A 1,133-nucleotide genomic window follows, 5' to 3' on the forward strand; every position below is an offset into this window, starting at 1 on the left:
GATGTCGTACAATATCTGTTGTACGAAGGAGGAAGCCTTATGAACCATCACAACCAGGAAGCCGTCGACGTCACTCCCTACATACCGCAGTCCGGTCAACAAGGCGGTACATACTCGGATGAACAGATCATTCACATGTTTCTCACAGCAACCATCCGCTCCAAATATACGGAGAGAAATTACACGCGAGCTATTGAGCTGTTCCGCGAATTTACGCGATATAAGCCGCTCGACCAGGTCACTTGGCAGGAGATCGAGGTCTATAAGCTCGGGCTTGTTCAAGGCTTATGCAGCATTCAGCGAAAGCCGCTCGCTCCGGCGACTGTCGCCAGCTTCATAGCTCCTCTCCGTTCCTTGTACAAGTGGGGAAGCGACCCGAACATCGGCTTGTTTAAACTAAATCCGACCTCCTGCGTGCGGCTTCCCTCCATCTTGGTTACGAGTAAGAACCATTATTTGACGAAGCAGGAAGTCGGCAAATTGCTGACTGAATTACGTAAGCAAAGCCTGCGCAATTACTTGATCGGACTCATGTTTATCCTGATGGGATTGCGGGTTTCGGAGCTAATCGGGATTGAGTGGGGACACTTTTATAAGGATGTGCTGGAGGCTTCCACTTGGCTGACCGTGATAGATGGCAAGGGCGGCAAACAGCGAAGCTTGAAGGTGCCCGATCAATTGCAGGAGCTGCTGTCCGAGTACAGACGAAGCCAGGTTCGACCTTCCTTGGAGCTGCAGCTGACAGGCAGCAGACAGCGCGTTTTTGGGCTGACGGTCAGGCAAGTTGAGCGGATTATTAAAAATGCCAGCCAGCAATGTAACCTGGGCAAAAGCTTGACCCCGCATTGGCTGCGCCATACAAATGCAACACTGGCCTTGCTTTTTGGCGCTTCGCTGCAGCAGGTGCAGGAGACGCTCGGCCATGCGCACATCAACACCACGCAAAGATATTTGCATACGGTTGAGCAAATTAAAAAGGCAGCGCCTGATTATGTACAAGATGGAATAAGAGAATTCTTGTAGGAAATCAGGAAAATAAAGATTGATTTTGTAGTTCTATGTGACTATACTTATTTATAAATAAGATGAAAATTTTGTAAAAAACTGTCGTACAACAGATATTGTACGACATC

1 protein-coding gene is annotated in these 1,133 nt (G+C 48.5%); it reads left to right on the forward strand.

Annotation, left to right across the window (positions count from 1 at the left end; genetic code table 11):
• Positions 1–39 precede the first annotated feature (39 nt).
• A complete protein-coding gene (locus AC6ROY_RS25400) occupies positions 40–1,023 on the forward strand; it encodes a tyrosine-type recombinase/integrase (protein ID WP_500103345.1) in 984 nt (327 codons plus the stop codon).
• Positions 1,024–1,133: the final 110 nt, after the last annotated feature.

It is taken from the genome of Paenibacillus sp. sg306046, assembly GCF_059821225.1.

Excerpts from the sequence above, each read along its gene's own strand:
- AC6ROY_RS25400 (WP_500103345.1), top strand. The coding sequence starts at position 40 with ATGAACCATCACAACCAGGAAGCCGTCGACGTCACTCCCTACATACCG.